Raw genomic sequence first — 21,733 nt, 5'->3', positions numbered from 1 at the left:
GAACGATGGACCTTCTGAAGAAGGAATATACCGGCATCACCTACATCTCCGGGCCGCTCCTCTTCGTGGAGAACGCCAAGGACCTGGCCTACGGGGCCATCGTGGACATCAAGGACGGCTCCGGCCGGGTGCGGGGCGGCCAGGTGATTGAGGTTTCCGAGGAGTACGCGGTCATCCAGGTCTTTGAGGAGACCACGGGCCTGGACCTGGCCACCACCAGCGTCAGCCTGGTGGAGGATGTGGCCCGGCTGGGGGTTTCCAAGGAGATGCTGGGCCGCCGCTTTAACGGCATCGGCAAGCCGATTGACGGCCTGCCCCCCATCACCCCGGAGAAGCGGCTGCCCATCGTGGGCCTGCCCCTGAACCCCGTGGCCCGGAAGAAGCCGGAGCAGTTCATCCAGACCGGGATCTCCACCATTGACGTGATGAACACCCTGGTGCGGGGGCAGAAGCTCCCCATCTTCTCCGGCTCGGGCCTCCCGGCCAACGAGATCGCCGCCCAGATCGCCCGGCAGGCCACGGTCCGCCCCGACCTCTCCGGGGAAGGGGAGGAGGAAGAGCCCTTCGCCGTGGTCTTCGCCGCCATGGGCATCACCCAGCGGGAGCTCTCCTACTTCATCCAGGAGTTTGAGCGCACCGGGGCCCTAAGCCGCTCCGTTCTCTTCCTCAACAAGGCGGACGACCCCACCATTGAGCGCATCCTCACGCCCCGGATGGCCCTCACCGTGGCCGAGTACCTGGCCTTTGAGCACGACTACCACGTGCTGGTGATCCTCACGGACATGACCAACTACTGCGAGGCCCTGCGGGAGATCGGGGCCAGCCGTGAGGAGATCCCGGGCCGCCGCGGCTACCCCGGGTACATGTACACCGACCTGGCCACCATCTACGAGCGGGCCGGGGTGGTGGTGGGGAAGAAGGGTTCCGTCACCCAGATCCCCATCCTCTCCATGCCCGACGACGACCGCACCCACCCCATCCCTGACCTCACCGGGTACATCACCGAGGGGCAGATCCAGCTTTCCCGGGAGCTCCACCGCAAGGGCATCTACCCCCCCATTGACCCCCTGCCCTCCCTTTCCCGCTTGATGAACAACGGCGTGGGCAAGGGCAAGACCCGGGAGGACCACAAGCAGGTTTCCGACCAGCTCTACTCCGCCTACGCCAACGGGGTGGACATCCGCAAGCTGGTGGCCATCATCGGCGAGGACGCCCTCACGGAGAACGACCGCCGCTACCTGCAGTTCGCCGACGCCTTTGAGCGGCACTTCATCAACCAGGGGCAGCAGAACCGTTCCATTGAAGAGAGCTTGCAGATCGCCTGGGCCCTGCTTTCCATGCTCCCTCAGGGCGAGCTGAAACGGATTTCCAAGGACCACATCGGCAAGTACTACGGGCAGAAGCTGGAGGAGATCTGGGGCGCACCCCAGGCGCTGGACTAAGGAGGGCGCATGAGCCAGGTCAGCCCCACCCGCATGAACCTTCTGCAACGGCGCGGCCAGTTGCGCCTGGCGCAGAAGGGGGTGGACCTCCTGAAGAAGAAGCGGGACGCCCTGGTGGCCGAGTTCTTCGGCCTGGTGCGGGAGGCCCTCGAGGCCCGCAAGGCCCTGAACCAGGCGGCCCAGGAAGCCTACGGGGCCCTTCTCCTGGCCCAGGCCTTTGACGGCCCGGAGAGCGTGGCCGCCGCCGCCCTGGGGGTGCCGTCCCTGGAGGGGGTGGAGGCGGAGGTGGAGAACGTCTGGGGGAGCAAAGTGCCCCGTCTGCGGGCCGCTTTCTCGGACGGGGCCCTCCTTTCCCCCGTGGGCACGCCCGCCTACACCCTGGAGGCGGCCCGCGCCTTCCGCCGCTACGCCGAGGCCCTGGTCCGGGTGGCCAACACCGAGACCCGGCTGAAGAAGCTCGGGGAGGAGATCAAGAAGACCACCCGCCGGGTCAACGCCCTGGAGCAGGTGGTCATTCCCGGGATCCGCGGCCAGATCCGCTTCATCCAGCAGGTGCTGGAGCAGCGGGAGCGGGAGGATACCTTCCGCCTGAAGCGCATCAAGGGCAAGATCGAGGCCCGGGAGGCCGAGGAAGGGGGCCGCCCCAACCCCCAGCTGGAGATCGGGGCTGGGCTGTAAGCCCAAGGCCGCCCCCCCGAACCCCTAGGGGTTCGGGGGGGCGGATGCCGTTTACTCGGGCTTCTCCGCCTTCAACATCTCCAGGAGAACGGTCTGCAGGATGCCCCCGTTCTTGTAGTAGTCCACCTCCACCGGGGTATCCAGGCGGGCGATGGCCTGGAAGCGGACCTCGCTTCCGTCCTCCTTGCGGGCCACCACCTCCACCTGCTTCCGCGGCTTGAGGTCCTCGAGGCCCAGGATGTCGTAAACCTCGTAACCGGTGAGGCCCAGGGTTTCCCGGTTCTGCCCGGGCAGGAACTCCAGGGGCAGGACCCCCATGCCCACCAGGTTGGAGCGGTGGATGCGCTCAAAGCTTTCCGCCAGGACCGCCTTGATGCCCAGGAGGAAGGTGCCCTTGGCGGCCCAGTCGCGGCTGCTCCCGGTGCCGTACTCCTTCCCGGCGATCACCAAGAGGGGGGTACCCTCGGCCTTGTAGCGCATGGCCACGTGGTAGACGAAGTCCACCTCCCCCTCGGGGAGCTTCTTGGCGTAGCCCCCCTCAATCCCGTCCAGCATGAGGTTCTTGATGCGGATGTTGGCAAAGGTGCCCCGCATCATCACCTCGTGGTTGCCCCGGCGGGAGCCGTAGGAGTTGAAGTCCTCGGGCTTGACCCCTTTGCTGATGAGATACTGGCCGGCAGGGCTTTTCACCGGGATGGCCCCGGCGGGGGAGATGTGGTCGGTGGTCACCGAGTCCCCCAGGACCAAAAGCGCCCTGGCTCCCCGGATGTCCCCGGTCTGGGTCTTGCCCAGCTCCTCAAAGAAGGGGGGGTTCTGGATGTAGGTGCTCTCGGGATCCCAGCCGAAAAGCTCCCCCGTGGGGGCCGGGAGGGCCTGCCAGCGCTCGTCCCCCTCAAAGACCTTGGCGTACTCCTTCTTGAAGAGCTCGGGGTCCAGGGTCTTCCGGATGGCCTCCTGGATCTCCTCCATGGAGGGCCAGATGTCCTTGAGGTAGACGGGCTTGCCGTTGGGGTCATAGCCCAAGGGCTCCGTGGTGAAGTCAATGTCCATGCGCCCGGCCAGGGCGTAGGCCACCACCAGCATGGGGCTGGCCAGGTAGTTGGCCTTCACGTGGGGGTTGATCCGGCCCTCAAAGTTGCGGTTGCCCGAGAGGACGGCGGCCACCACCAGGTCCCCCTCCTCCACCGCCTTGGCGATGTCCTCGGGCAAGGGGCCGGAGTTGCCGATGCAGGTGGTGCACCCGTAGCCCACCACGTGGAAGCGGAGGGCCTCCAGGAAGGGGAGGAGGCCGGAGGCCTCGAGGTAGTCCGTGACCACTTTGGAGCCGGGGGCCAGGGAGCTCTTCACCCAGGGCTTGGTGTCCAGCCCCGCCTCCACCGCCTTCTTGGCCAAAAGCCCCGCCCCCAGCATCACCGTGGGGTTGGAGGTGTTGGTGCAGGAGGTGATGGCGGCGATGACCACCGAGCCGTGGGTGAGCTCAAACTCCTCGTCCTGGCGCTTCACCAGCACCTTCTTCCCCAGCTGGTCCTCGCTCAGGCCAAAGCCCCGCTCCTTCACCGGCTTGGTGAGGTGGGCCAGGAAGCTCCGCTTGACCTCCTTCAGGCTCACCCGGTCCTGGGGCCGCTTGGGCCCGGCCAGGGAGGGCTCCACCGTGGACAGGTCCAGCTCCAGGTGCTCGGAGTACTTCACCTTGGCCTCAGCCTCGGGGGTGCGGAAGAGGCCCACCGCCTTGGTGTAGGCCTCCACCAGCTCCAGAAGCTCCTCGGGCCGGCCGGTGAGGCGGAGGTAGTTGAGGGTTTCCTCGTCCACGGGGAAGAAGCCCATGGTGGCCCCGTACTCGGGGGCCATGTTGGCGATGGTGGCCCGGTCGGCCAGGGAGAGCTTGGCCACGCCGGGGCCGTAAAACTCCACGAACTTGCCCACCACCCCATGCTTGCGCAGGATCTCGGTGATGGTGAGGACCAGGTCCGTGGCCGTGGCCCCTTCGGGAAGCTCCCCGTAGAGCTTGAAGCCCACCACCTTGGGGGCCAGCATGTAGTAGGGCTGGCCCAGCATCACCGCCTCGGCCTCGATGCCCCCTACTCCCCAGCCCAGGACGCCCAGGCCGTTCACCATGGTGGTGTGGCTGTCCGTTCCCACCAGGCTGTCGGGGAAGGCCAGGAGGAGGCCGTCCCGCTTTTCCGTCATCACCACCTTGGCCAGGTACTCCAGGTTGACCTGGTGGACGATGCCCGTCCCCGGGGGGACCACGCGGAAGTTCTCCAAGGCCTCCTGCCCCCACTTGAGGAGAAGGTAGCGCTCCCGGTTGCGCTCGTACTCCTTTTCCACGTTGTAGAAGAAGGCGTAGGCGGTGCCGAAGGCGTCCACCTGCACCGAGTGGTCGATGACCAGGTCGGCGGGCACCACGGGGTTGATGCGCTTGGGGTCCCCGCCCCGCTTGGCGATGGCTTCCCGCATGGCCGCCAGGTCCACCACCGCCGGCACCCCGGTGAAGTCCTGGAGGATGACCCGCGCCAGCTTTAGGGGCACGTTGATCTCCCCCGGCTCCGGCTGCCAGCGGGCCAGGGCCTCTATGTCCTCCCGGGTAACCTGGTAGCCGTCCTCGTGGCGCAGGAGGCTTTCCAGCATGACGCGGATGGAGAAGGGAAGGCGGCTAACCTCCGCTATCCCCTTCCGCTCCAGCTCCTGGAGGTCCATGTAGCCGTAGGTGCCGCTTGCGGTCTTTAGGGTCTTGAGGGTTTGGAAGCTATCCTTCATGCGGACTCCTTTCCCTTCCCCCAGGGGGCAAAGGGCGATGGGTTTCGGGTTTTGGGGGGAAGTGTTCCGAGGGGGGGCGCCCGCCCCGGCCTTTCCCACTATAACACTTCCAGCAGGGGTGTGGCGTGGCCTAAAACCGCTTTGGCCTGGGCCTGGCGGGCGATCTTCAGGGTTTCCAGCAGGGCTTCCTTGGGCCTTTTCCGCCAGGAGGGGGATGGCCCCTCGAGGCCCTCCCCCAGGTTTTCCCCCGTGGCCCGCAGGAGGCGTGCGTGGGCGCGCTAGCGTACCGCCTGGGGTGGGGGAGGGGTGTCCCAGCCCAGGCTTTCCAGGAAGAGGAGGACCTCCTGGGCGATCTCTTGCCAGAGGGCCTCCCGGGGCCTTTGGGCGGGGCGGTCCCCCTTCTGGGGGCCATAGGCCCCAAAGCCCGCGTGGTTCAGGCCTTCTAGAAAGACCACCCGGGCCTGGGCGGGGAGCCTCTTGGCCTTTTCCCGGGCCTCGGCCAGGGGCAGGAGGCCGTCTTCGGCCCCGTAAAGGGCCAAGGTGGGCAGGCTTTCTCCCGAAAGGTCCCCTTCCGGGTAGCTGGCGAAGAGGATCAAGGGGAGCTTCTCCCGGGCAGCCAGCTCAGCGGCCGCCACCCCACCCAGGCTGTGCCCGCCCACCACCAGGGGGAGGGCGGGGTGGGCGGCCTTGGCCTCGAGGGCCCGCTCCTTGCCCAAGAGGGCGATGCCCGAGGGGACCCGCAGGAGGACCACCAGGTAGCCGGCCTCGGCCACGGGGGCCAGGACGGGGGCGTAGGCCAAGGGCTCCACCCGGGCCCCAGGGTAGAAGGCCAGGAGGGCCTTGGGGGCCTTGGGGGAGAGCTCCAGCCCGTAAGGGGCTTCCCGCACCTGGAGGCCGGGCCTCCTTAGGGCTTCTTGGGCCAGGGGCTCGGCCCTCAGGGGCCGGAGGAAGTAGAAGGCCACCCCCACCACCCCCCCGGCCAGGAGGGTGGCGGCCACCAGGAAGAGGAGGAGGAGTTTGCGGGCATCCATGGTCTACCTCAGGACGGGCTCCTTAACCTTACGGCCCTCAAAGGCGAAGAAGGCCGCGGGGACCACGAAGAGGGTGAGGAGGGTGGAGGAGAGGAGGCCCCCCAGGATGATCACCCCCAGGGGCCGGCGGTACTCGGCCCCCTCCCCGGTGCCCAGGAGGAGGGGGAGGCTGATGATGAGCACGGTGAGGGTGGTCATGAGGATGGGGCGGAGGCGGAGCCGGGCCGCCTCCACCAGGGCCTCTCTAAGGGGCATCTCCCCCATCCGCTTCACGGCGAAGTCCAGGAGGAGGATGGCGTTCTTGGTGACCAGGCCGATGAGCATCACCACCCCTAGGACGCTGATCACGTCCAGCCCCGTTCCCAGGAGGTAGGTGAGCCAGAAGGCCCCCACCAGGGAGAGGGGGACGGGCAGGAGGAGGTAAAGGGGGTAGCGCCAGGCGTTGAACTGGCTGGCGATCACCAGGTAGTTGAGGACCAGGGCCAGGGCGAAGGCCAGGGGGGCCAAGCGGGCCAGCTCCCCCGTGAAGGAGCCGAGGCCGGTGGCGATCAGCTCCACCCCATCCCCTAGGAGGCCCTTTTCCCTAAGCTCCGCCTCCAGCTCCTGCTGGATCTGGAAGCTGCCCGGGGCGTCGGGCTTGAGGTTGAGGTTGATGCCGGCGGCGTAGGCCTGGTTGCGCCGGGAGATGAGGGTGGGGCCGGGCCGCTCCACGAAACGGCCCAGGCTGGAAAGGGGCAGGAAGGCCTGCAGGGCCGGGGCGTAGACGGGGAGGGAGAGGAGGTCAGCCTCGCCCCCTAGGCGCAAGGGGTCGGCCTGGACCACGATGGGGAACTCCTCCCCGCTCCGGCGGGCGGTGGCCGCCTGGGTGCCGGAGAGGTAAAGCCTTAGGGCCTGGGCCAGGTCGGCGGGGGTGAGGCCGGTGCCGGAAAGCCGCGCCGGGTCGGGGACGAAGACCCTTTCCCGCTGGGTGGCCTCGAGGGTGCTCTTCACGTTGAGCACGTAGGGCTTCTGGGCGATGAGGGCGGTGATCTCCTCCGCCCGCTTCTCCAATAGGGCCCGGTCGGGGCTGGTGAGGAAGAACTGCAGGTCCGCGTCCCCGGCCTCGGGGCCCGTCTGGGCCAAAACCCGGAGGTCGGCCCCAGGGAAGTCCCGCAACAAGGCCTTCCCTTCCCGGTTGAAGGCCTCGGTGAGGGCGAAGATGTCCTCCCGTTCCCCCTTGGGCTTGAGGACGATCTGGAGCTGGACCCGGGAAGGGTCCCCCACCTGGGCCCCCCCGGTGGCGCTGGCCCCCACCGTGGTCACCACCCGGCTCACCGCGGGGTGGGCCAGGAAGTAAGCCTCCAGGACCCTAGCTGCACGGTCGGAGACGGCCAGGGGGGTGTCCTTGGGCAGGAGGAGGGTGGCGGTCAGGACCCCGGTGTCGGAGCGGGGGGTGAAGTTGAAAGGGATCCGGGGAAGAAGGGGGAAGATGGAGAGGAAGGCCAGCCCCGCCACCCCGAGCACCCAGGCGGGCCGCCCCAGGACCCGCCGCAGGCTTCGGGCGTAGGCCTGGGTGAGGCGCTCCATCCCCGCCTCCGCGGCCCCGTGGAGCCCCCGGGTGAGGGCCCCGGCCAGGTCCAGGAGGAAGCGGCCCAGGTACCGCCCCAGACCCAGGGCCAGGGGGTAGAGGGGGAGGAGAAGGAGGTAGGAAAGGCCCTGCCGGTAGAGGAGGAAGGCGGCCACGCCCCCCAGGAGGAGGCCCGTGGGGCGGTAGAACCCCTTGCGGTAGGCCCAGGCCAGGTCCTGGGGCAGGAGGCGGAGGGCCTGGAGGGCAACCCTAAGGCTTGGGGGCTCGGGGTCGGGGAAGTAGGCCAGGCGTACGGTGAGGAAGAGGAGGGCCTCCAGCCAGCTCACGGCGATGGCCGCGGCCATGCCCAGGCCAAACTGCTGGAAGATCTGGCCGATGATCCCCGGGAGGAAGCTGATGGGCAGGAAGACGGCCAGGAGGCTCAGGGTGGCGGCCGCCACCGCCACGCTCACCTCCGAGGCCCCCCGGAGCACGGCCTCCTTCAGGCCGAAGCCCAGGCGGCGGTAGCGGTCAATGTTCTCCGCCACCACGATGGAGTCGTCCACCACGATGCCCACCGCCACGGTGAGGGCCAGGAGGCTGATGAGGTTGTAGGTGAAGCCCAGGACTCCAAAGAGGAGGATGGCCCCGGAAAGGGTGATGGGGATGGCCAGGATGACGGAGAAGACGGAGTTGAGCTTGCCCAGAAAGACCAGGACCACCAAGGAAACGGCCAGGGCGGCGAGAAAAGCCTCCCGCACCGTGTCCTCCACCGCGGCGCGGATGAAGCGGGTGGAGTCCAGGGCCACCTCGGCCCGGTAGCCCTGGGGGAGCTGGATCTGGGCCAGGGCTTGCTTGACCCCGTCGGCCACGGCCACGGCGTTGGCGTCCGGGGTCTTGACCACGGCCAGGAGGACGGCGGGGCGGCCATTGACCCGGTTCAGGGTGGTGGGGGCCTCGGCCCCTTCCTCCACCCGGGCCACGTCCCGCACCCGCAGGCCCCGGGAGGGGTCCAGGAGGAGGTCGGCCACCTCCTCCGCCGTGGCCGGGGTGGCGCGCAGGGTGTAGACCAGGCGGCGCTCCGCCTCCGTGAGGTTCCCCAGGGGCAGGTTCAGGGCCGAGGCGGAAAGGGCCTGGACCACCTGCCCCGGGGCCACGCCCAGGGCCTGGAGGCGGTCGGGGTCCAGGTAGACCCGGATGGCCCGCCTGGGGGCCCCGGTCAGGCGGATGTCCGCCACCCCGGGCACCAGCTGGAGCCTGGGCTTCAGGGTGCGCTCGGCGTAGCGCAGCACCTTGGAGAGGTCCTCCCCTGGGGCCTCGAGGGCCAGGTAGAGGATGGGGCTGGCCGCGGGGTCAAACTTCTGCACCACCGGGGGGGAGGCGTCCTTGGGCAGTTGGGCCCGGGCCGCGGCCACCTTCTGGCTGGCCTCCACCGCCGCCCGGTCCACGTCCACCCCCTGCTGGAACTGGACAAAGACCAGGCTGAAGCCCTCGGTGGAGCTGGAACCTAGGGTGTCCACCCCGCTTAGGGTGGAGAGGGCGTCCTCCAGGGGCTTGGAAACCTGTTCCGCCACCTCCTCGGGCCCTGCCCCGGGGTAGCTGGTGGACACCGCCACCACCGGGACGCTGAAGCGGGGAAGGAGCTCCACCCCAAGCCCCAGGCCCAGGAGGAGGCCCACCAGCACCAGGCCCACGAAGATGGCGGTGGCGAAGACGAAGCGCTCTACGAAGAAGGCCACCAAGGGGTTTTCCCTCACGGGAGCACCTCCACGGGGTCCCCGTCCCTAAGGCCTTCCGGCACGGGGAAGATCACCTTGGCCCCTTCGGGGAGGCCTTCCACCGCCGCCTTGCCCCCTTCCTGGGCCACCAGGCGCACCGCCACCCCCTTGGCCCGCCCCCCTTCGGCCAGGTAGACCACGGCCTGCCCCTCCTGGGAACGCACCGCCCCCGCGGGTAGGAGGAGGCCTTCCGCTACCTTCTCCCGGTAGCGGGCCTCGGCGGGGCCGGGCAGGAGGGGGGTTTCGGGCTTTAGGACCACCTCCACCAGCCGGGTCTGGCCGGGGAGGTCGGTCTTGCGCAGGAGGCGGGCCCGGGCTTCCTGGCCGTTTTGCCGTAGGGTGAAGGGGGTTTCCGGGGTGAGGGCGTGGGCCTTTTCCGGGGGCAGGTAGAGCTTGGCCAGAAGGTTCTCCGTGGTGGCCAGGCGGAAGGCGCGGCTGCCGGTGCCTAGGAACTCCCCTTCCTTGGCGTAGACCTCCACCACCTCCCCGGCAAAGGGGGCCCGCACCACGCTTTCCCTCAGGTTCCGCTCCGCCTGGCGCACCTGGAGCCGGGCCGCCTCCACCTGGAGGGCCAAGAGGCGCAGGTCCTCCGCCCGCTCCAGCCGGGCCAGGGCCTCCTTGGCGTTTTGGTAGGCGCTTTCCGCCTGGCGGAGCTGGGCCTCCAGGGCCTTGAGGTCTAGGGGGGCCAGGGCCCCGGCCTCCAGGAGGGCCTTGCCTTCCTCGTACTGCCGCTTGGCCCTTTGCAGCTGAGCCTCCGCCCCTTGGAGCTGGGCCAGGAGGGCCGCCCGGCTTCCTTGGGTCTGGTTTTGCGCCCGCTCCAGGTTGGCCTCGGCCTGGCGCAGGTTGAGGCGGGCCGCCTCCAGGGCTTCTTGGAAGGGAGCGGGGTCCAGGAAGACCACCCCTTCCCCCCTTCCCACCCGGCTTCCCGGGGGGAGGGTGCGCAGGACCCGGCCGGAGGCCCCGGCAGCCACTAGGCTGTCCCGCTCCGCCTGCAGGGTGGCCGAGGCCCGCACCTCCCGTTCCAGCGTCCCCCGGTTGGGGGTGAGGGTGCGCACCTGGACCGCCAGGGGGGCCTGGGCCTCAGGGGCCGGGGTTTCGGCCTTTTGGGGGGCGCAGGCGAAGAGGAGGAGGGGGAAAAGCAACCAAAGCCGCCTCATCCCTCACCTCGTGGCCAGGAGGCCGTAGTAGGCCTTCAGGTAGGCGTGCTTGGCCTGCTCCCAGGAGAGCTCGGCCTGCTTCAGGGCCAGCTCCTGCTGCAGGAGGGTAAGGCGGCTGGAAAGGCCAGCCTGGAAGCGCTTTTCCTCCGCCCCGTACCGCTCCTTGGCCGCCCGTAGGGCCTCCTCTGCCGCCCGCACCCCCTGGAGCAGGGGGGAAAGCTGGTTCCAGCGGGCCTCGAGGCCCACCCGCAGGGAGCGCTCCAGGTTCTTCAGGTTCTCCTCCAGGCTCTTGGCCTGGTCCTCCAGGGCCTCGAGGTCCTTTTTGGGGGTGAAGCTTTCCTCCAGGAGACCCCGCTGGAAGCGGAGGAGTTCTAGGGACTGCCGGAGCTGCAACAGGTCGGCGTTTTCCCTGAGGAGGGTTTCCAGGACTTCCCTTCCCGGCAAGGGGGGAAGCTCCCCGATGGGCTCCGGCTTCCAGGGACCCACCAGGTTGGCCAAGGCCGCCAGGGCGCTTTCCTGGCCCCGCTTGGCCGCTTCCAGGTTCTTCTTTGCCTCCAGCAGGCGGTTTTGCGCCTCCAGGAGGTCCAAGGGGGTGGCCCCGCCTCCCCGCACCCGGATCTCCGCAGCCCTCAGCCCCAGCTCGGCCACCTCCTGGGCCTTCTCTGCCAGGGCCAGCTGCAGGGCCGCCTCCCGGGCCTGGGCGTAGGCGGAGGCGATCTCGCTTTCCGCCTGGGCCAGGGCCCGCTTCAGCCGGGCCTCGGCCAGGGCCGCCGCCTGGCGGGCCTGGAGCTCCACGAGGAGGGTGCGCAAGGGGTCTTGCAGGGTGCGGGCCAGGTTTTTCTGTTCCCTTTCGTATTCCAGCCGGGCGGTGACCACCGCCCCCACCCCCGGGGCCTTCTTGAGGGCCTCCGGTAGGGGTTGGGCCAGGGCTGGGGCCAGGAGAAGGAGGGCGATGAGGGCCTTGTTCATGGGGATACCTCCGGTAAGAGTTCGCCGTAAAACTGGTAGAGTTCCATGATCCGGTTCCTGAGATCGTTCTCCGCTTGCGCCAGGGCCAGCCGGGCTTGGAGGAGGCTGAGCTCGGCCTGGAGGAGGCCTAGGGGGCTTTCCAGCCCCAGCTCTAGCCGCCTCTTGGCCTCTTCCAGGGATTTCTCCTGCGACTGGAGGCGGGCTTGCGCCAGGGCCAGGCTGGCCTGGGCGCCCTCGAGGGCTAACCTGAGGCTTTCCCCTTGCACCTGGGCCTGGGCCTCCGCCGCCCTCAGGGCCTCCGCCGCCCCGCGCACCTGGGCCTCGGCCCCTTCCAGGGCGGCGAAAAGCCCCGGGGAGAGGGTGAGGGAAAGGGAAACCCTGAGCTCCTCGGCGGTGCGGTAGCTCCCCACCCCGGGAACCTGGGTGGCCTGGCGGGCGGGGTCTTGCCGGGTGTAGGCCAGGGTGGGCTGCAGGGTGCGGCTGGAGAGGCTTAGGCTTAGGGTATCGTTGCCGCTTGGGTAAAGGAGGTAGCTGGCCTGTAGCTGGGGCCAGAGGGCGCGCCAAGCCGCCTGGCGGGCGATCTGGGCCTCGGCCAGGGCCAGCCGGGCCTCTTCCACGGCCAAGGGGGTGGTCCCCTTGGGCGGGGGGATCTCGGGCAGGGGGCTTTCCGGGTCCACCAGGCCCTCCGCCCCCTTGCGGGCCAGGGCCAGGCCCCGCCGGGCCTCCTCCAGGCGGGCCTGCGCCTCCTTGAGGGAAAGCGCTGCCTCCCGCAGCTCCTTGGGGTTGGCCTGGCGCCTTTGCGCCGCCTCCAGGGCCTTTTCTGCCAGCTCCACCCCCTTTTCCGCCAGGGCCTGGGCCAGGAGGGCCTGCCGGTACCGCCCCCAGGCGGCCACCGCCTGGGCCTGCAGGGCGGTGAGGGCCTTGCGGTAGCCCAGCTCGGCCCGCCTCAGGGCCAGGCGGGCCCGCTCCACCCCGTCGGCGGTATCCCCCAAGGGGAAGGGGGTGAGGACCAGGGCCAGGGTCAGGCTTCCCCCCGTGGCGGGGAGGCTGGAGCAGAGGGCCTGGGGGGTGCACTCATAGCCCAGGCGGGCGTAGTTCCCCTGGAGGCTTAGGGCCAGGGGGGAGGCCTGGGCTTGGAGGGCGCTTTCCGCGGCCTGGAGGAGGGCTTGGGCCTGGCGGGCCAGTGGATGGTCCCGCACCGGGCTTAGGGCGCTTTGCCCTAGGGCAGGGAGGAAGAGGAAAGCGAGGGCCCAAAGCCTAGCCACGCCCCACCTCCGTGAGCTTCCTGAGGAGGTCGCGGAAGAGGAGGACCTCCTCGGGGTTCAGCCGGGAGAGTTGCTGGCCGAAGACCTGGAGCCAGGCCGCCTGCATCCGGGCCTGTACCGCCTCCCCCTTGGGGGTGAGGCGCAGGTGGACCCGCCGGCGGTCCTCGAGGTCCGGGCTCCGCTCCAGGAGGCCCGCCTCCTCCAGGGAGGCCAGGAGGTGGGAGACCTGGGAGGGCAGGACCTCCAGGTGCTCCGCCAGGCGGGAGGGGAGGAGAACCCCCTCCTTGACCAGCCTCAGCACCTCCGCCTGCTGGAGGGATAGGCCCTCCCGGGCGAAGACCTCCTTGGCCTGGGACAAAAGGAGGCGCATCAGGGCGTAGCCCAGCCGGGAAAGCTCTTCCACCAGGGGGGCGGGGGGACCATTCATACGGTTCAACTATACAGACCCGTCAAAGGAAAAGGGGAGGCCGGCCCACACTCCCCCATGGTGTAGAATGGCGGAAGGTGATATGGACAGACCTCCCAGTCGGTGGCTCTTCCTCTTGCCCTTCGGTTCCCTAGCCCTGGCCCAAGCCCAAGCCCCAGCCCCTGGGGACCTTTTTCTTTTGGTCCTGCTCCTGGGGCTTTCCGCCTTCTTCTCCGCCAGCGAAACCGCCTTCACCACCCTTTACCCCTGGAAGGTGCGGGAGCTTTCCGAGCTCCAGGGGGGGCCTTTCCGCCTCCTGGCCAAGGACATCACCCGCTTCCTCACCACCATCCTGGTGGGCAACAACCTGGTCAACATCGCCGCCACCGCCCTGGTGACGGACCTCGCCACCCGCGCCTTCGGCTCGGTGGGGGTGGGGCTGGCCACGGGGCTCATGACCTTCCTGGTCCTCTTCTTCGGGGAGATCACCCCCAAGTCCCTGGCCGTGCACCACGCCGAGGCCCTGGCCCGGGTGGCGGCCTGGCCCATCTACCTCCTTTCCGTCCTCCTCTACCCCGTGGGCCGTTTCTTCAGCCTGGTTTCCGGCCTGCTCCTCCGGGCCTTCGGCCTGGAGCCCCGGGATACCCCCTTGGTGTCGGAGCACGAGCTCAAGCTGATCCTGGCCGGGGCCGAGGAGTCGGGGACCATTGAGGCCCAGGAGGAGGAGATGATCCACTCCATCCTGGAGCTGGAGGAAACCCCGGTGCGGGAGATCATGACCCCCCGGGTGGAGATGGTGGCCCTCGAGGCCGAGGCCACCCTGGAGGAGTTCCTCCACCTCTTCCGCGAGCACCGCTATAGCCGGGTGCCCGTCTACCGGGAGAGCGTGGACCACATCGTGGGGGTGGCCTACGCCAAGGACCTATTGGACTACCACTGCGAGGAGGACCTCAAGGGGCGCACCGTGGCCTCCATCGCCCATCCCCCCTACTTCGTGCCCGAGAACATGGACGCCTGGACCCTCCTGCGCGAGCTGCGCCGGCGCAAGGTGCACATGGCCATCGTGGTGGACGAGTTCGGGGGCACGGCCGGCCTGGTGACCCTGGAGGACGTCATGGAGGAGATCGTGGGGGAGATCTACGACGAGACCGACGAGCCCGAGGATGCCCCCATACGCCGCCTGCCCGACGGCTCCTTCTCCATCCAGGCGCAAACCCCCGTGGACGAGGTTTCCGAGGCCTTGGGGGTGGAGCTGCCCGATGGGGAGTACGATACCCTTTCCGGCTTCCTCTACGAGCGGTTTGGCCGCATCCCCGGGGTGGGGGAGAGCGTGGAGTGGCAGGGCTTCCGCTTCCTGGTGGAAAGCGCAAGCCAGCGCCGCATCGAGCGGGTCCGCGTGGAGCGGTTGGTGGAACATGGAGAAGGTTAGGGAGATCCTGCAGGCCCACGTGGAGCGGGCCTACGCCCCCTACTCGGGTTTCCCCGTGGTGGCCTTGGTGGAGGCAGAAGGGGAGGCCTTCCTGGGGGTTAACGTGGAAAACGCCGCCTTTCCCCTTGCCCAGTGTGCCGAGCGCAACGCGGTGGCGGCCATGGTCCTGGCGGGGAAAAGGCGCTTGGACCGGGTGCACGTGTACAGCCCCAAGGGCCCCATCCCCCCTTGCGGGGGGTGCCGCCAGGTCCTGGCCGAGTTCGGCCACCCGGAAACCGAGGTCTTCCTCCACGGCCCCGAGGGGTACGTGGTATGGCGGCTTTCCGAGCTTCTGCCCCTGGCCTTCCGGCTTTAGAGGGGAAGGACCAGGCGCTGCCGGAAGAAGCCGGGCACCTCGAGGTCCAGTTCCAGCCGGCCCCCGCCCCCTTCCAGCCCGGGGCGGAAGCCCACCACCTGAAGCCGGCCTTCCCCGCGGGCGGGAAGCTCCAGGCGCACGGCCAGGGTCTGTCCCAGGAGGACCAGCCGGCCTTCGGCCCGGAGGGGGTAGGGGTTGGGATTTTCCAGGAAGAGGTTCACCCCTGCCCGGCGCACCCTTGGGGGCTCCAGGGGAAAGGCCAGGCGGGTGCGGAAGAAGGTGAGGTCCTGGCCCAGGGTGCGGCCCTCCAGGGCCACCTCCACCCCCTCCCGGGAGAGGAGGGCCTGGGCCGTGGCCAGGGCTCCCTGGGGGGTGAGGCGCACGGGGAGAACCGCCTCCGTGCTCCCTGGGGGGAGGGTGAGCTCTAGGGGCACGGTGACCTCCCCCACCCGGAGCCGGGTGCCGAGGGTGGCCAGGGGCAAGGGGAAGGGGTTGGGGTTCTGGAAGGCCACCCGCAGGCCCAGGAGGAGGGCCGGGGAGGGCTGGGTTGCAAGCCCCTGAAGCTCGGCCCCTTGGAGGCGGGCCTCAGGGGGCAGGACCCGGGGGGCACAGGCGGCCAACCCCAGCAGGAAGAGGGACAAGAGCCTCACAAGAGCCATCCTTCCTCCTTGAGCTCCTCCAGCAGGGGCCGGAAGGCCCCCCAAAGGGGGCTTTCCCCGGGGTAGGGGGGCCTGGGGTAGCCCGCGGGCAGGCCCAGGTGCCGCAGGGCCTGCTTGAGGAGGGGCACCCCGCCCTTGGAGAGGAGGTCTCCAAGGGGGAAAAGCCGCTTTTGCAGGGCTTGTGCCTCTTCCATCCTCCCGGCCCGGAAGTGCTCCAGAAGGCTCCGGTAGGCCCGGGGGGCCAGGTTGGCCGCGGCCAGGATGCCCCCCTCCGCTCCCAGGGCCAAGGCCCCCAGGAAGGTGGGGGCGTGGCCGGTGAAGACCCTAAACCCCTTTAGGCGGGCCTGGTAGAAGGCCAGGCGGCCCAGGTCCCCGCTGGAGTCCTTGATCCCCTGGATCTGGGGGTGGGCCGCCAGGGCCTCCACCGCGGGGAGGGGCAGGTCCACCCGGGTGTTCTGGGGCACGTGGTAGAGGAAAAGGGGCATCCGCTCGGCCAGGGCCCGGTAGTAGGCGAGAAGGCCTTCCCCCAGGCTTCCGTGGTAGTACCGGGGTGGGGTGGCCAGGAGGGCCATGGCCCCGGCCTCCTGGGCCTCGAGGAGGGCCCGTTCCGCCTGGGGCAGGGTTTCCTCCATAAGGCCCACCAAGAAGGGCTTCTTGGGCGAGAGGGCCCTGAGGCCCTGGGCCCTTTCCTCGGGGGACAGGTGGACCCCTTCCCCGTTGGAGCCGTAGATGAGGAGCCCGTCCACCAGGGGCTCCAGGGCCTGGGCCAGTTCCCGGAAGGCCGCAGGATCCAGCCTTCCTTGCCGGTCAAAGGGGGTGGGGATGGGGGGCAGGATCACGGGGACCTCCTTAGGCTCCAGACTACCGCCAAGAGGTGGAGGCCGTAGGCCAGGAGGAGGGGCCAGGGCCCTTGGCCCCGGAGGAGGCCGGTGAGGCCATAGGCCGCCAGGAGGAGGAGGAGGAGGCCCACCCCTGCGGAAAAGCCGAGGCTTCCTGGGACGAAAAGCCGCACCGCCAGGGCCCAGGAGGGGGGCACCGCCCCCTTGCGCCGGGGGAGGAAGAAGGCCAGTAGGTGGAGAAGGAGGAGGAGAAGGAGGCCGGCAAAGGCCCAGGGCCTAAGCCCTTGCGGAAGGGGCAGGGGCAGGCTGAGGAAGGCCTTCCAGGGGTCTTCCTGGAAGCGGGCCAGCTCCACCCGCAACAGGGCCAGGTAGAGGTCCCGCAGGCTGGGCCCAGCCTCCCGTTCCCCCCAGGGGTCCTCGCCCAGCCCCAAGGCGGTGCGGATGGGCCCGGCCAGGGGGGCCCTCAGGTAGGCCTGGGCCAGGGCCTCCTCCTCGCCCCGCAGGGCCAGGGCGAAGGGGGCTTGGGAGGCCTTCAGGAGGGCCTGGGCCTCCTTGGGGTTTTGCGGCAGGAGGGCGTAGCCCAAAAGGCCCTTGCTTTCGGGAAGGGGGGGGAGTTGGCGCAGCCACTCCAAGGCCGCCTCGCTGCGCAGGGTGCCCTGGTCCAGGGGTGGGGCCAGAAGGCTTTGCCGTACCCGTTGGTGGAACCCGGCCAAAAAGAGGAGGCTGAGGAGGGCCAAGAGGAGCAAAAGGGCCAGGAAGCGCTCCCCTAGGCTGGCGTAGGCCAGGTGCAGGTGCCTTAGGCGCAGAAGGGGGTGGCGCAGAAAGCCCCCCAGGTACCCGCCCAGGGCCCTAAGGTCCCGGAGCTGGGCGGGGAGGTAGAAGAGGAAGAGGTAGGCCAGGAGGAGGAGGTAGGCCAGGGCCAGGACCCCTAGGGTGGTCGGGAGGGCGCTCAGGTTAGGGGGAAGCCAGGTGCGGAGCACCTTCTCCGCCTCGCGGAAGCGCAGGGCCTCTGCGGGCTGGCCCTGGGCCTCCAGGAAGGCCGCGGTTTCTTGGAAGAAGGCCAGGGAGTCCGGGAAAAGGGGGGTGTGCTCCAGGAGGGTCTGGGCCAGGAGGCGGGCCTTGGCGGGGTCCTGTTGCCGCAGGGCCCTCGAGGCCTCCGCCATGCGCCGCACCCCGGGCTGGCCGAAGAAGAGCTCCGGGCGGTGCTGCCGGGCCTTCAGGTCCTGGCCGTAGGCCGCGAGGTCCTCGGGGCTGAGCTCCTTGGGGTCTTGGGTCCAGTAGGCGAAGTAGGGCCAGGGCTTGGGGGGGTTTAGGGCCTGAAGGAGGGGGGCCAGGGCCCTTAGGTCGGCCTCGGTGCCCTCAAAGGGCAGGGGAGGGAAGGGGATGGGCAGCACCCGCTCCCCCAGGAGCACCGCCTCCGGCCCCGGGCGCAGGGCCACCACCCGGGCCGGGGCGAAGTGGTAGGCCACCTCCTGGCTCCGGAGGCTCACCTCCACCACCAAAAGCCCCTGGGCCACGAAGACCCTTTCCCCCTGCACCAAGGGGCCCAGCCAGGAGCCCCCGGGCAGGGGAAGGACCCCCCAGGGCAGGCGCAGGCCCTCGGGGGTGAGCTCGGGCTGGACGGGGGGCAGGGCGGCGAAGCGGGCTTCCAGGGGCCCCGAGGGCAGGGAGAGGCGCACCCGGTACTCCCCTGGGGCTTGGGGGACGAAGGTCTGGCGGAAACCTCCCCCTTGGGGTTCCACCTCCAAGGAGGTGCGGCCCGTGGGGCCCTCCACCACCAGGGGAAAGCGGCCTTGGGGGAGGTTCTGGCCCTCGAGGGTAAGGGGGGAGCCCGCCGGCACCTCCGGGGGCACCACCAGGGTCTGGGCCCAGGCGGCGGAGAGGAGGGCCAAGGCGGCCAAAAGCGCGCGCATGGCGTTATTCTACAGGCATGGGTCTTCTAGACATGATCGGGCCGGTGATGGTGGGACCTTCTTCCAGCCACACCGCCGGCGCCTGCCGCCTGGCCCTCCTGGCCCGCCACCTCTTGGGGGAAAAGCCCAAGCGGGTGGAGTTTGGCCTCCATGGCTCCTTCGCCAAGACCGGCCAGGGGCATGGGACCCACCTGGCCCTGGCCGCGGGGATCCTGGGCCTGAGGCCCGACGACGAAAGGCTCAAGGAGAGCCTGGCCCTGGCCGAGAGGGAAGGGGTGGAGGTGGTCTTCCGGGAGGTGGAGCTTGGGGATGTCCACCCCAACACCGTGCGCATGGCCCTGGAGGGAGAGAAGGAGCGCCTTTTGGTGACGGGGAGCTCCCTGGGCGGGGGGCTGGTGCGGGTCTTTGACGTGGAGGGGTTTGAGGTGCGCATCACCGGGGCCGCCCCTACCTTGGTGGTGCGCAACGTGGACACCCCGGGGGTGGTGGCCCGGGTGGCCCGGATCCTGGCCGACGACGAGGTGAACATCGCCCACCTCACCGTGAGCCGAAAGAAGCGGGGCGGCGAGGCCATGATGAGCATTGAGATGGACCGGGCCCTCACCGCCAAGCCCCTGGAGTACCTGGAGTATCTCTCCTACATCCTCTGGGTGCGGCAGATCCCCCCGGTGATGGACTAGAAGGAGGTGGCGGGGGAGAGTTCCAGGCGCAAGCAGGCCCCGCCCAAGGGGCTTTCCTCCACCCCAAGCCTTCCCCCGTGGGCCTCGGCCACCCGCTTGGCGGTGTAGAGGCCAAGCCCCGCCTGGCCCCGGTTGCCCGAGCCTTGGCGGAAGGGCAGGGCCAGGGCCTCCAGGGGCAGGGGAAGCCCGGGCCCGTCGTCCTCCACCGCCAAGGCCCCCTCCGCCACCCGGATCCGCACCCGGCTCCGGGCGTGGCGCAGGGCGTTGTCCAGGAGGTTGGCCAAGGCCCTTTCCACCAAAAGCCGCTCCCCCCGGGCCAGCCCCGCCCCCTCCACCTCCAGGGCCAAGCCCCGCCTCTTCGCCTCCTCCTGGTAGCGCAGGAGGAGGTCTTCCGCCAGGGCCCGCAGGTTCAGGGTTTCCCGTGCGGGGCTGCGGGCCTCGAGGCGGGAGAGGGCCAGGAGGTTTTCCAAAAGCTCCAGGGCCCCGGCCAGCTCCCCCTTTAGGCCCTGCAAGAGCTCCACCCGGCGCTCCTTGCCCAGCCCGTCCGCCCGCTCCAGGTAGGCCAGGGTGCGGATGGCGGAAAGGAGGGGGGTCTTGAGGTCGTGGGCCAGGGCCCCGTAGAAGGCCTCCCGGGCCTCCATGAGGCCCCGGAGCCTTTGCAAAAGCTCCTCAAACCGATCCCGGAGGAGGGCGATCTCCTGGGGTGGGGGCTCCTGGGGACGGGGAAGCCGTAGCTCGCTCACCGGCCCCTCCTTCAGGGAGAGGTAGGCCAGGGCCCGGGTGAGCTCCTCCAGGGGGCGGAGGAGGCCCTGGGCCAGGAAGTAGCCCACCAGGCCGGATACCAGGGCCAGGAGGAGGAGCCAGAGGAAGAGGGGAAGCCACCACCCCGCCCCCAGGATCCCCAAGGTGAGGGCCAGGACCAGGTTGGGCAGAAAGGCCAAAAGGGCGATGACCAGGGCCAGCCTGGTTCTAAGGCTCATCCCTTCCCGCCGAGAGCACCGCCAAGAAGGCCTCCTGGGGCACCTCCACCTTGCCGATGGCCTTCAGGCGCTTTTTGCCTTCTTTTTGCTTTTCCAAAAGCTTCTTCTTGCGGGTGACGTCCCCGCCATAGCACTTGGCCAGCACGTCCTTTCTCAGGGCCTTCACCGTGGCCCGGGCGATGATCTTGCCCCCGATGGCCGCCTGGATGGGCACCTCAAAGAGCTGCCGGGGGATGACCTCGGCCAGCTTGTCCACGATGGCCCGGGCCAGGCTGTAGGCCTTTTCCCGGTGGGCGATGAAGGTGAGGGCGTCCACCACCTCCCCGTGCACCAGCACGTTGACCTTGACCAGGTCCCCGGGCTGGTAGCCGATCTGCTCGTAGTCCATGGAGGCGTACCCCCGGGAAAGGCTTTTCAGGCGGTCGTGGAAATCGTAGAGGATCTCGGCGAAGGGGGCCTCGTAGACCAGCTCCACCCGCTTTTGCGAGCCCGGCAGGTAGTTCATGTTCAGTAGCCTGCCCCGCTTTTCCTGGACCAACTGCATGATGCTTCCCACGTACTCCTCGGGGGTGAAGATGGTGAGCTTCACGTAGGGCTCGAGGACCTCCTCTATCCGGGTGGGGTCGGGCAGGTCCGCGGGGTTGTGGATCTCCACCTCCTCCCCTCCCTTGAGCCGCACCCGGTAGACCACGCTGGGGGCGGTGGCGATAAGGGAGAGGCCGAACTCCCTTTCTAGGCGCTCCTGGACGATCTCGGCGTGCAAAAGCCCCAGGAAGCCACAGCGGAAGCCGAAGCCCAAGGCGGAGGAGGTTTCCGGCTCAAAGGCCAGGGCGGCGTCGTTCAGCTTCAGCTTCTCCAGGGCATCCCGGAGCTTGCCGTAGTCCCCAGAGTCCACCGGGTAGAGCCCGGCGAAGACCACGGGCTTGGCCGGGCGGAAGCCAGGATAGGGGGCGTCCGTGGGCCTTTCGGCCAGGGTGATGGTATCCCCCACCTGCACGTCGTGGATGTCGCGGATGGCGGCGGTGAGCCACCCCACCTCCCCGGCCACCAGGGCCTCCTTGGGCACCAGGCCCTGGGGGGTGAAGACCCCCACCTTGTCCACGGTGAACTCCCGCCCCGTGGACCAGACCCGGATCCGGTCCCCTGGCCGCACCTGGCCCTCAAAGAGGCGCAGGTAGGGGATCACCCCCTGGTAGGCGTCGTAGAGGGAGTCAAAGATCAGGGCCTTCAAGGGGGCCGCGGGGTCCCCTTTGGGGGGTGGGATGCGGGCCACGATGGCCTCCAGGATGGCCTCCACCCCCTCCCCCGTCTTGCCGGAGGCGAAGATGGCCTCGTCGGCGGGGAGGCCCAGGACCTCCTCCACCTCCAGGGCCACCTCGAGGGGGCGGGCGTTGGGCAGGTCAATCTTGTTGACCACGGGGATGATGGTGTGCTCGTGCTCCAGGGCCAGGTAGAAGTTGGCGATGGTCTGGGCCTCCACCCCTTGGCTGGCGTCCACCACCAGCAAGACCCCCTCCACCGCCGCCAGGGCCCGGGAGACCTCGTAGGTGAAGTCCACGTGCCCGGGGGTGTCGATGAGGTTGAAGATGTACTCCTGCCCGTCCTTGGCCCGGTAGTTCACCCGCACTGCGCTGGCCTTGATGGTGATCCCCCGTTCCCGCTCCAGTTCTAGGGAGTCCAGAAACTGCTCCCGCATCTCCCGCTCGCTCACGGCATGGGTCATCTGCAGGATGCGGTCGGCCAGGGTGGACTTCCCGTGGTCCACGTGGGCGATGATGGAGAAGTTGCGGATCAGGTGGCCTGCCATCCTTCCCATCGTCCGGGGTATGGGGGGCAAAGTCAAGCCGGC

At 69.3% G+C, this 21,733-nt stretch carries 17 protein-coding genes; 5 read left to right on the top strand and 12 right to left on the bottom strand.

All coding sequences use genetic code 11. The annotated features are described in order from the left end of the window. Positions 1-5 precede the first annotated feature (5 nt). A complete protein-coding gene (locus tag TCCBUS3UF1_RS07320) occupies positions 6-1,442 on the top strand; it encodes a V-type ATP synthase subunit B (protein ID WP_014515880.1) in 1,437 nt (478 codons plus the stop codon). A 9-nt stretch (positions 1,443-1,451) separates the two neighbouring features. Beyond that, positions 1,452-2,120: a V-type ATP synthase subunit D gene (atpD, locus tag TCCBUS3UF1_RS07315; RefSeq protein WP_014515879.1), complete on the top strand. Its 669-nt coding sequence runs from the start codon at positions 1,452-1,454 to the stop codon at positions 2,118-2,120. Between the two features lie 51 nt (positions 2,121-2,171). Here atpD and acnA read toward each other — a convergent pair whose 3' ends face one another. From acnA to TCCBUS3UF1_RS07280, 7 genes are all read right to left on the bottom strand, one after another. Then, a complete protein-coding gene (acnA, locus tag TCCBUS3UF1_RS07310; RefSeq protein WP_041433819.1) occupies positions 2,172-4,877 on the bottom strand; it encodes an aconitate hydratase AcnA in 2,706 nt (901 codons plus the stop codon). 278 nt (positions 4,878-5,155) lie between these two features. Continuing rightward, on the bottom strand, positions 5,156-5,908 hold the full coding sequence (locus TCCBUS3UF1_RS07305; RefSeq protein ID WP_014515877.1) for an alpha/beta hydrolase: 753 nt from the start codon (positions 5,906-5,908) through the stop codon (positions 5,156-5,158). A 3-nt stretch (positions 5,909-5,911) separates the two neighbouring features. Beyond that, positions 5,912-9,211, bottom strand: a complete 3,300-nt coding sequence (locus tag TCCBUS3UF1_RS07300; RefSeq protein ID WP_014515876.1) for an efflux RND transporter permease subunit — start codon at positions 9,209-9,211, stop codon at positions 5,912-5,914. After that, the gene (locus TCCBUS3UF1_RS07295; protein ID WP_014515875.1) at positions 9,208-10,389 is read right to left on the bottom strand and encodes an efflux RND transporter periplasmic adaptor subunit; all 1,182 of its coding nucleotides are present in this window, start codon (positions 10,387-10,389) and stop codon (positions 9,208-9,210) included. Before TCCBUS3UF1_RS07295 ends, TCCBUS3UF1_RS07300 begins: the two co-directional genes overlap by 4 nt. Positions 10,390-10,392: 3 nt before the next feature. Further along, entirely contained in the window at positions 10,393-11,358 is a 966-nt protein-coding gene (locus TCCBUS3UF1_RS07290) for a TolC family protein (RefSeq protein WP_014515874.1), read from the bottom strand. Further along, on the bottom strand, positions 11,355-12,623 hold the full coding sequence (locus TCCBUS3UF1_RS07285; RefSeq protein ID WP_014515873.1) for a TolC family protein: 1,269 nt from the start codon (positions 12,621-12,623) through the stop codon (positions 11,355-11,357). The genes TCCBUS3UF1_RS07290 and TCCBUS3UF1_RS07285 overlap by 4 nt, the downstream gene beginning before the upstream one ends. Continuing rightward, a complete protein-coding gene (locus tag TCCBUS3UF1_RS07280) occupies positions 12,616-13,050 on the bottom strand; it encodes a MarR family winged helix-turn-helix transcriptional regulator (protein WP_014515872.1) in 435 nt (144 codons plus the stop codon). The genes TCCBUS3UF1_RS07285 and TCCBUS3UF1_RS07280 overlap by 8 nt, the downstream gene beginning before the upstream one ends. An 82-nt stretch (positions 13,051-13,132) precedes the next feature. Here TCCBUS3UF1_RS07280 and TCCBUS3UF1_RS07275 point away from each other — a divergent pair, with 82 nt between their 5' ends. Further along, the gene (locus TCCBUS3UF1_RS07275) at positions 13,133-14,458 is read left to right on the top strand and encodes a hemolysin family protein (protein WP_014515871.1); all 1,326 of its coding nucleotides are present in this window, start codon (positions 13,133-13,135) and stop codon (positions 14,456-14,458) included. Continuing rightward, positions 14,445-14,813, top strand: a complete 369-nt coding sequence (gene cdd / locus TCCBUS3UF1_RS07270; RefSeq protein WP_014515870.1) for a cytidine deaminase — start codon at positions 14,445-14,447, stop codon at positions 14,811-14,813. Before TCCBUS3UF1_RS07275 ends, cdd begins: the two co-directional genes overlap by 14 nt. On the opposite strand, the gene TCCBUS3UF1_RS07265 is transcribed toward cdd, so the two are convergent. From TCCBUS3UF1_RS07265 to TCCBUS3UF1_RS07255, 3 genes are read right to left on the bottom strand one after another with little or no spacing between them, the layout of a single operon-like run. Further along, positions 14,810-15,472: a hypothetical protein gene (locus tag TCCBUS3UF1_RS07265; RefSeq protein ID WP_014515869.1), complete on the bottom strand. Its 663-nt coding sequence runs from the start codon at positions 15,470-15,472 to the stop codon at positions 14,810-14,812. The two genes, cdd and TCCBUS3UF1_RS07265, sit on opposite strands and share 4 nt — an antisense overlap. Continuing rightward, a complete protein-coding gene (locus TCCBUS3UF1_RS07260; protein ID WP_014515868.1) occupies positions 15,460-16,311 on the bottom strand; it encodes a dihydrodipicolinate synthase family protein in 852 nt (283 codons plus the stop codon). Before TCCBUS3UF1_RS07260 ends, TCCBUS3UF1_RS07265 begins: the two co-directional genes overlap by 13 nt. Beyond that, the gene (locus TCCBUS3UF1_RS07255; protein ID WP_014515867.1) at positions 16,308-18,224 is read right to left on the bottom strand and encodes a hypothetical protein; all 1,917 of its coding nucleotides are present in this window, start codon (positions 18,222-18,224) and stop codon (positions 16,308-16,310) included. Before TCCBUS3UF1_RS07255 ends, TCCBUS3UF1_RS07260 begins: the two co-directional genes overlap by 4 nt. Before the next feature lie 17 nt (positions 18,225-18,241). Between TCCBUS3UF1_RS07255 and sdaAB the strand changes: the two genes are divergently transcribed. Continuing rightward, entirely contained in the window at positions 18,242-18,904 is a 663-nt protein-coding gene (gene sdaAB, locus TCCBUS3UF1_RS07250) for an L-serine ammonia-lyase, iron-sulfur-dependent subunit beta (RefSeq protein ID WP_014515866.1), read from the top strand. On the opposite strand, the gene TCCBUS3UF1_RS07245 is transcribed toward sdaAB, so the two are convergent. After that, on the bottom strand, positions 18,901-19,884 hold the full coding sequence (locus tag TCCBUS3UF1_RS07245; RefSeq protein ID WP_014515865.1) for a sensor histidine kinase KdpD: 984 nt from the start codon (positions 19,882-19,884) through the stop codon (positions 18,901-18,903). The two genes, sdaAB and TCCBUS3UF1_RS07245, sit on opposite strands and share 4 nt — an antisense overlap. Continuing rightward, positions 19,874-21,700 (bottom strand): translation elongation factor 4, encoded by a 1,827-nt coding sequence (gene lepA / locus TCCBUS3UF1_RS07240; protein WP_155983277.1) that lies wholly within the window; start codon positions 21,698-21,700, stop codon positions 19,874-19,876. The genes TCCBUS3UF1_RS07245 and lepA overlap by 11 nt, the downstream gene beginning before the upstream one ends. Between the last annotated feature and the right edge of the window lie 33 nt (positions 21,701-21,733).

It is taken from the genome of Thermus sp. CCB_US3_UF1, assembly GCF_000236585.1.
In the GTDB taxonomy this organism is placed as follows: Bacteria; Deinococcota; Deinococci; order Deinococcales; family Thermaceae; genus Thermus.
Note: the sequence above shows the minus strand (reverse complement) of the source record. Positions and strands in the feature narration are given on the sequence as shown.

Coding starts and splice junctions, on each gene's coding strand:
- TCCBUS3UF1_RS07320 (WP_014515880.1), top strand. CDS start 6: ATGGACCTTCTGAAGAAGGAATATACCGGCATCACCTACATCTCCGGG.
- atpD (WP_014515879.1), top strand. CDS start 1,452: ATGAGCCAGGTCAGCCCCACCCGCATGAACCTTCTGCAACGGCGCGGC.
- acnA (WP_041433819.1), bottom strand. CDS start 4,877: ATGAAGGATAGCTTCCAAACCCTCAAGACCCTAAAGACCGCAAGCGGC.
- TCCBUS3UF1_RS07305 (WP_014515877.1), bottom strand. CDS start 5,908: ATGGATGCCCGCAAACTCCTCCTCCTCTTCCTGGTGGCCGCCACCCTC.
- TCCBUS3UF1_RS07295 (WP_014515875.1), bottom strand. CDS start 10,389: ATGAGGCGGCTTTGGTTGCTTTTCCCCCTCCTCCTCTTCGCCTGCGCC.
- TCCBUS3UF1_RS07290 (WP_014515874.1), bottom strand. CDS start 11,358: ATGAACAAGGCCCTCATCGCCCTCCTTCTCCTGGCCCCAGCCCTGGCC.
- TCCBUS3UF1_RS07280 (WP_014515872.1), bottom strand. CDS start 13,050: ATGAATGGTCCCCCCGCCCCCCTGGTGGAAGAGCTTTCCCGGCTGGGC.
- TCCBUS3UF1_RS07275 (WP_014515871.1), top strand. CDS start 13,133: ATGGACAGACCTCCCAGTCGGTGGCTCTTCCTCTTGCCCTTCGGTTCC.
- cdd (WP_014515870.1), top strand. CDS start 14,445: ATGGAGAAGGTTAGGGAGATCCTGCAGGCCCACGTGGAGCGGGCCTAC.
- TCCBUS3UF1_RS07265 (WP_014515869.1), bottom strand. CDS start 15,472: ATGGCTCTTGTGAGGCTCTTGTCCCTCTTCCTGCTGGGGTTGGCCGCC.
- TCCBUS3UF1_RS07255 (WP_014515867.1), bottom strand. CDS start 18,224: ATGCGCGCGCTTTTGGCCGCCTTGGCCCTCCTCTCCGCCGCCTGGGCC.
- sdaAB (WP_014515866.1), top strand. CDS start 18,242: ATGGGTCTTCTAGACATGATCGGGCCGGTGATGGTGGGACCTTCTTCC.
- TCCBUS3UF1_RS07245 (WP_014515865.1), bottom strand. CDS start 19,884: ATGAGCCTTAGAACCAGGCTGGCCCTGGTCATCGCCCTTTTGGCCTTT.
- lepA (WP_155983277.1), bottom strand. CDS start 21,700: ATGGGAAGGATGGCAGGCCACCTGATCCGCAACTTCTCCATCATCGCC.